We start from the raw sequence: 7,191 nt of genomic DNA, 5'->3' as shown, positions 1-7,191 counted from the left end.
TTGTTGTGCGCAGGAAAAATAACTCAAGGTAAGGCGCTCGATTGAGCAATAGCTGGCTATTGGGAGTGAGAGCAACACAGCCTTGAGCTATTTTAACTAGTACAAGTGAGCAATAACTTAATGGGATAGGTATAATAGCGCCTTATTCACCTAGATTAGAACTAAAGCTGAGCAGTGACTTTTATCGGTAACCACTTGCTCATTAAAAAATAAACGCTAGCGTAAAGTCTAAATATAATTTTACCCTTTGATATAACTTTCAAACCTAGATAGCATTTTTATACTAGGTTATAGACAGGAACAACACATGAACATCAGTAAAAGAACTTTTTTAAAAGCCAGTGGTGCAAGTATTGCCACCCTGTCTATTGCTGGACAAACCCTGACGTCATCTGCCCTTGCCGCTACAACAAATAATCAGCCTGATAATCAAAGCCAAGGGTCAGCACTTAAATCAATTACGGATACGGTAACAGGCATTACTCCAGCCGAGCGATTTGAACGTATTGCCAAAGCACAAAAATTAATGCAACAACTTAATATATCGGCCTTAATACTTGAACCCGGCGCCGCGATGGATTATTTCTCAGGTATACAATGGCGGCGCAGTGAACGCTTAACAGCAGTTATTGTCCCGCGTGACGGTAAAATTTCTGTTGTTTGTCCTTTTTTTGAAGCGCCAAGCGTGCGTGAAAGTTTAGCGGTTGGTGATGACATTCGTGTTTGGCAAGAGCATGAAAGTCCATTCGTTTTAATTAAACAAATATTAAAAGACTCAGGATTAAATAAGGGCAAAATCGCCTTTGAAAATTCAGTACGTTATTTCGTTATGAGCGGCGTTATGGCGCAACTTTCTAACCTGCAACATGTTAGTGCCGAACCAGTAACTCTTGGTTGTCGTATGTATAAAAACCAACATGAGCTTGAGTTAATGCACAAAGCCAATGAAGTTACATTACTGGCTTACGCTAATGTTTTCGCTCAGCTAAAAATAGGCATGAGCCAAAGCGATGTCAAATCCTTAATGCACACAGCACAAGGGCAATTAGGCGGCAAAGGTGCATGGAATATGGCGCTATTTAATCAAGCTAGTGCTTATCCGCATGGCACTAAACAAAAGCAAATATTGACTGAAGGTTCGGTGGTATTAATGGATTGTGGCTGCAATGTGCATGGTTATCAATCTGATATTAGTCGTACTTTTGTCTTCGGTGAAGCAACAAAGCGCCAGCGTGAGGTTTGGCAAACGGTTAGACAAGGTCAAGAGATCGCCTTTGAACAAGCAAAAATTGGTACACAAGCAGGTTTAGTTGACGATGCCGTGCGTGAATTTTACCAAAGCAAAGGTTTTGGTCCTGGCTACAAATTACCCGGATTGTCGCACAGAACCGGTCACGGTATCGGCATGGAAGGACATGAAAGTGTTAACTTTGTCCATGGCGAAACTGAACGCTTAAAACCAGGAATGTGCTTTTCTAATGAACCCGGTATTTATATTCAAGGTGAATTCGGTGTGCGACTTGAAGACTGTATTTACATGACCAAAAATGGCCCACAATGGTTTACTATGCCGCCGGCATCGTTGGACAATCCGATTGGACAATTAATTAAGCTGCAAACAATTTAATTTTAATATACTAATCTGGTTAAGTATAATTTCAAGACCTTATTTTCATACTTTATCTTTGCAACCGACCTACCGGTCGGTTAAACTAATGCTATTATATTGTAAGGTATTTTAAGGTAATCCTATGAGAGACCCGGAGCAAACCCGTCAAAATATATTGGAAGTTAGTGCTGATGAAATCCATAGAAAGGGTTTTACCGCCACGAGCTTGTCTTGTATTTTAAAGCGTTGCGAAATATCTAAAGGGGCGCTATATCATCATTTTGCCAATAAAATGGAACTTGGCTATGCAGTATTTGAAGAGGTTTATGCCCCGGCTTTTATTGCGCTTTGGCAACCGCCCGTAGAGACTGAAGATCCTATTCAAGGCCTATCTGATTTTTTCAGTTCAATGTCTAAAGAGATGAGTTGTGATGAGCTAGTGTGCGGCTGCCCTTTAAACAACCTCTGTCAGGAAATGTCAGGCGTAGATGAAGGCTTTCGTATTCGCATACTGGCGATGCAACAACAGTTAAACTTATTAATTGCTACCAACCTATCGCGGGTTAGTAGCCAGTTACAACCAGACCTTGATTTTAGCCAGGTCGCTTACTTTATTGTTTCGACCTTTCATGGTTCTTCAAGTTTAAGTAAAAGCTCATTAAACAAAGAGCTGTTTGACAAAGTCATCAAAGAGCTTTGCCGTTATATGCAACAACTAAAACGTTAATACTAAATTAGCACTGCACTGAGTTAACATTTCTTAACACTTTATCATCTATCTTAAGCCTAAAAAACATTTACATACCGCACGGTCGGTATGTATAATGACTGCAATGAAAATTAACTATACCTTACAAGGATCATCATGAAAAAGCTCTTAATGCTGTTGGTGTTATTCACTAGTTTCGTCCAAAACACTATGGCAACTGAGGCTACGCCATCAGTTTCTCCCTATCAAGTCATCGCTGTAACAGGTAATAATCTATTTACTAAAATTGCGAATAATCAAGCGGCTTTGAAAAAATTCCCAGATTTAATGCGCGATATTGTTGAAGAAGAATTAATGCCATCAATTGATTATCAATATGCCGCCTTTAAAATTTTAGGTAAACATTTGCAACAAACAACATCAGAGCAAAGAGTAAAATTTATTACTGCCATGCGCTCTTATTTGGTGCGCACTTATGCCAACGCACTAACACAATACAGTAATCAAAAAGTGTTATTTGAACCAGAAAGTCAGCTAAGAGCGAATGTAAAATCAGCTTCTGTTGATGTCAAAATTATCGATTCGGGCAAGCCAGATATCAATATTACCTTTCAAATGCGCAAAGACACAAAGTCGCAAGAATGGAAAGCCTACGATATGATTGTTGAGGGTATATCGTTAATTAGTAGCAAACAATCTGAAATTAATCGTAAAATATCAGATTTAGGCTTAGATCAAGTAACCTTAGAGCTTGCGTCAATCACAAGTTAACTTTAATAGCTGAGCAAATTACAGCAATTAAAAAGCCAGCATAGCCTTTAAGGTCAATGCTGGCTTTTTTGTTTACAACACTCTAACTGTTTACTCCGGAGCAGAATTAATGGTCATTTCAAAGACTTTATTAGCTTCAATATCTGCTTCGGTAAAGCGCAAAGGTCTAAGTTGTGGTTGTTGTGAGTAGAGTAAGGTTTGGTCTACGTTGTGGTCGCTGCCATATTCATGAGATTGAGAGTAACTTAATAAACCTCTAGCAACCGGGCCATTATCGGTAAAGTTCACTACTGTCATCCAGCTACTACCATAATTAATATGATAGCCTCCACCTTCAGCACTTAGGATAGAATCACTATTTTGTGCCGGGTAAACATGGCGACGCAACAATGAGCCATCATTACCTGTGCGCGTATCAAAAACATTAAAGCCACCCTCTATATTGTGCGAGCCTGCCCAAGGCATTTTGATAGCTGAGGCACTGCCATCAGCTAAACTACGCTCAACAAACTGCACTGAGCCTAATGTGGCATCTAATGCTAACCCCGCTGATTCAACATTAAGCATAGCTTGAGCAAATTGTTGCAGTGTTATGGCATTATTGATTAAGCCACTAGGTGTGGTCAGCACATAGTCTGCAGAGAAACTTTGTTGCCATTGCGGATTTTTATCAAATAGAAAGGCAAATTCTCGAAATAAATGTGCCGCACTACTATTTTTATTAAAACTACCATCCCAAAGCGCTAATGCCGCACAACCACGACTAATATCAACATTCTGTGTTTCAAGACTAACCTCTGTGCTGCCTTGCGCTTGGCAAATACTTAATAACTCAGTCAGTATATTTTCAGACAAATAGCTGCGATTACTCAACAAGGCTTGCTCAACCTCAGCCGGATTAAATAAATCATCACTGCCGGCACTGTCTACTAATAACTTCTGTGCCAAACGAGAACGCAGAGACTGCTGATTATCGACAGCGCCATATAAAGGCGAAACACCTGTTATAGGGGTATTAATATTGCTAAGCCAATAACTGTCATTTGAGTTTTGTACATAATCAGTGCCAGAATATTTTGGTGCATTTTCATATGGCACAGCGCGTTCAAAATCAAATGCGGATAAGAAGCCTGGTAAAATAGTAAAGCCCGCGGCTTGTTTAGCACCAACAAGTAATGGATTGGTAGTCATTTCATTAATTGCCGTAGCGGTTAAATTTGGCACCGTTGAGTCATCAATATAGAAAACATTGCCCTCACTGTCTGCTGACATGGTATTGTTAAAAATCACCCCGTCATAATCAACAAAAGCTTGTTTAAATTCAGCCATATTACCAGCTAAGTTCATTGCCAACCAATGGTCGATAATATCGACATTACCCAAGTTAGCATCTTTTATTGCGAAGGCACTGCCACCAGGACCCCATGCAAAATTTCCCGGTACAACAACCATAGGACCATGATGGGTTGAGTAAGTCATTTTTGCGAGTTTAATCGTTTGACCCGGCCCGACAGCAACATCAATAACGATTTCTTTGCCGGTGATCGAACGGTTTGCTCCGTCAATCACTTGCGACATTTGCGCAGGGTCGTTCGGGTTTAATGTCAACTGATACAACACAAAATGCTCAGCAGATGAAAAGGTATGTGTCCAAGCCACATTTTCATTAAAACCAATATTGACTACCCCTGGCATGCCAGTAAGCGACCCCCCCATCACATTCAAATGTTCAGGAATAGTGATGTGAAATTGCCAGAAACGTAAATTACCGGTATGCGGAAAATGTGGATTAGCTAACACCATACCCTTACCATTTTCAGTTTTATCTTTACCTAAACCCCAGCCATTTGATCCTAAATCATTCGGATTTTTTTCAGGCAGCGTAACAACCGGATTTGAATTAACTTTATAACTATTAACGTCAGCACTTTGTGGGTAAGGTGCGAAATTTTCTCCTGGAGGAGCGGCTAAAAACATCGGCCCAAGAAAATTTGCAGCGCCTGGTAACAAAGCAATGCCGAGCGTGTAGGTCAGCATATCAATATCACTAATCGGCTGTACCCAAGGCATGTTGGCACATGAGCCGTCAATATTGGCAACACCAGTATCCGCTAGGTATTTATTATAACCTTGTGCATAACCTGACAATAACGCTTGGCTATTGCTTGAAAGCGACTTTATATTTTGTTCTGCATGCGCTCTAATACCTAAGGTTAGAAAGCCAAAGTCATTAATTAAATGTGCTGAATCGCCCGAGGCCGGCACAATATCAGGGCCATAATACTTTGCCCGTTGCGAGTTATACTTTAGGATTTGATCGGCAAGCATACAGATATTATCTTTAGCAAACGCATAGCCCACACCATACGACATGCTCTCTAAGTTGTTGGCAGTAATGTGTGGTACGCCATAATCTGTCCAACGAATATTTGCTGATAATACGCCATCGCTATCAAATGAAGGCACAGGTGTGACGACCACTAGTGGTATAATGGGCTCTGGCTTTTCAGCTTCTGGCGTGCCAATATAAGTGTAATCACCACCACCGCATGCTGATAATATTGAAAATAATCCTACAATTGAAATAGGCTTTATTATATTTTTAATTGAATAATTCAAAACAAACTCCTTTTTAATTCTATTATTTTTTATCATACGTAAACTATGCCGACACTATCATATTTGCACAATAAACCACCAACTTCAAACAGTTATTAGCTAGCATGGCAATAGTGAAATAATAATAAAAGTCCTTATTTTTTAATTTCAGTTAATAAAAATTAAAAGCATTTTTCTTTCGTTATTAAATAGCACTATACTAACCAAGTGGTCATAACTTTGCGTATAAATAATGCTTGCACCTACTCTGCCAAAAAATGAAGAATGTCGATTAGCGTCGTTAAATGCTCTGAAAATATTAGATACTGATCCTGAAGAGCGATTTGACCGTTTTACTCGCTTAGCTAAAAAAATATTTAATGTGCCTATTGCACTAGTTACTTTAGTGGATAAAGATCGCCAATGGTTTAAATCTTCAGTGGGATTAGACGCAAAAGAAACCCCCAGAGAAATTTCTTTTTGTGGCCATGCGATTCACCAGAATAATACATTTATTATTGAAGATGCCTTAAAGGATGTGCGGTTTTTTGATAATCCCCTGGTAGTAAACCTACCTGATATACGTTTTTACGCTGGTCATCCTATTGCCTCACCCAGCGGTGAAAACATAGGCACCTTATGTATTATAGACACAAAGAAAAGAACCTTAAGTGATGATGAACTTGCTTCATTAACCGATTTAAGTGCCTTAATAACTGATGAGTTTATTTCATGGCAGTTAGCGACTATGGATAAACTAACCAACATAACAAATCGATTAGGTTTTAAACGTTTAAGTCAACATTCTATCGATAAGGCTGTTAGGCAAAACAATGACTGTCATCTGGCTTACTTTGATCTTAATGACTTTACATTACTCAATGATCATTATGGCCATATGATCGGCGATCAGGTGTTAAAGCTATTTGCTGAACAATTGAAAATCAGCTTTAGAGTGTCTGATGTTTGTGCCCGAATAGGCAGTGACGAGTTTGTGGTACTGCTGAGCGATACAGAGTTAGAAACAGCTAAACAAGTGATAAAACGTTTTGCTTATAATTTAATTTCTGTGAGTAAACACCTAGCTCTGCCTTACCAAATATCTTTTGCGCATGGCATTGTATCTTTTGATCAAGAAAAGCATATCAACATTGAACATTTACTTAATGATGCCGATCAGGTGATGGATGACAATAAAGGTAAAAAACAAGTGTTATACCAATTTGATTAATTAGGTTAATTCAATACCAAAGGAGAAAAGTCCAGACCTTGCGAAGTATTATATTAAGCATATTAATTTAACAATCTACTCTTAAATTAATATGCTGCTTATAATGATATTTTTGAGCGTTCTTTGACTATTATAGTTTAAAGTTCATTGTTGCTCATCATCACTATAAGTGCACTTAACATTGACAACTAAACTTTGTAGCGTAAGTTTTTATAATACAGGTTTTATAACATAAGCTTTTCAAATAACTTTTACCTTCGGTTAATAAATATT

General features: G+C 38.7%; 5 protein-coding genes. 4 read left to right on the top strand and 1 reads right to left on the bottom strand.

What is annotated here, in order from left to right; all coding sequences use genetic code 11:
- Window positions 1-313: 313 nt before the first annotated feature.
- The 3 genes from ESZ39_RS13875 (at window position 314) to ESZ39_RS13865 (ending at window position 3,089) form a co-directional block, all read left to right on the top strand.
- Entirely contained in the window at window positions 314-1,627 is a 1,314-nt protein-coding gene (locus tag ESZ39_RS13875; protein ID WP_411266883.1) for a M24 family metallopeptidase, read from the top strand.
- Between the two features lie 124 nt (window positions 1,628-1,751).
- Window positions 1,752-2,336, top strand: coding sequence for a TetR/AcrR family transcriptional regulator (locus ESZ39_RS13870; protein ID WP_146880499.1), 585 nt, complete (start codon window positions 1,752-1,754; stop codon window positions 2,334-2,336).
- Between the two features lie 138 nt (window positions 2,337-2,474).
- Window positions 2,475-3,089, top strand: a complete 615-nt coding sequence (locus ESZ39_RS13865; RefSeq protein ID WP_146880498.1) for a phospholipid-binding protein MlaC — start codon at window positions 2,475-2,477, stop codon at window positions 3,087-3,089.
- Window positions 3,090-3,179: 90 nt separating this feature from the next.
- Here the strand turns inward: ESZ39_RS13865 and ESZ39_RS13860 are convergent, their stop codons facing one another.
- Window positions 3,180-5,708 carry an acylase gene (locus tag ESZ39_RS13860; RefSeq protein ID WP_223270392.1) on the bottom strand — a complete coding sequence of 843 codons (2,529 nt, stop codon included), beginning with the start codon at window positions 5,706-5,708 and terminating at the stop codon, window positions 3,180-3,182.
- Window positions 5,709-5,940: 232 nt separating this feature from the next.
- Between ESZ39_RS13860 and ESZ39_RS13855 the strand changes: the two genes are divergently transcribed.
- Window positions 5,941-6,918: a sensor domain-containing diguanylate cyclase gene (locus ESZ39_RS13855; protein WP_146880496.1), complete on the top strand. Its 978-nt coding sequence runs from the start codon at window positions 5,941-5,943 to the stop codon at window positions 6,916-6,918.
- Window positions 6,919-7,191: the final 273 nt, after the last annotated feature.

Source organism: Colwellia sp. C1TZA3 (assembly GCF_007954265.1).
GTDB lineage: Bacteria > Pseudomonadota > Gammaproteobacteria > Enterobacterales > Alteromonadaceae > Cognaticolwellia.
The sequence above is the reverse complement of the archived record's forward strand: the minus strand, read 5'-3'. Positions and strand labels throughout refer to the sequence as shown.

Bases quoted from the DNA above. Each gene is read 5' to 3' on its own strand.
- ESZ39_RS13870 (WP_146880499.1), top strand. From the start codon at position 1,752: ATGAGAGACCCGGAGCAAACCCGTCAAAATATATTGGAAGTTAGTGCT.
- ESZ39_RS13865 (WP_146880498.1), top strand. From the start codon at position 2,475: ATGAAAAAGCTCTTAATGCTGTTGGTGTTATTCACTAGTTTCGTCCAA.
- ESZ39_RS13855 (WP_146880496.1), top strand. From the start codon at position 5,941: ATGCTTGCACCTACTCTGCCAAAAAATGAAGAATGTCGATTAGCGTCG.